The organism is Micromonospora sp. DT227 (assembly GCF_049841835.1).
In the GTDB taxonomy this organism is placed as follows: Bacteria; Actinomycetota; Actinomycetes; order Mycobacteriales; family Micromonosporaceae; genus Micromonospora.
Genome location: NZ_JBNCLA010000092.1, coordinates 1 through 255, shown reverse-complemented (window position 1 = coordinate 255; position 255 = coordinate 1). Strand labels below are relative to the sequence as shown.

Here is a 255-nt window from a genome sequence, read left to right as displayed (position 1 = left end):
CCGGTGTTGGCGATGGCGGTGGAGCAGGCCGGTGAGGATCTCGTGGTGGCCGGCACTCTGCGTCGTGACGACGGTGGGCGGGATCGGTGGCTGCGTTCGATGGCCGCCCTGCACGTCGCCGGTGTCGCCATCGACTGGACTCCGGCGCTGGGCGCCGGCCCGACCCACGCGGTTGCTCTGCCGACCTATCCGTTTCAGCATCAGCGGTTCTGGCCGCAGACGGTGGCGGCTGGTGTGGGGGATGTTCGGGTGTTG

General features: G+C 70.2%; 1 protein-coding gene. It reads left to right on the top strand.

The genetic code is table 11. The features are described from left to right. Nucleotides 1-12: 12 nt before the first annotated feature. Nucleotides 13-255 (top strand): hypothetical protein (locus ACLQ2W_RS34030; RefSeq protein WP_425792020.1); only part of this gene is annotated, 243 nt, incomplete at its 3' end.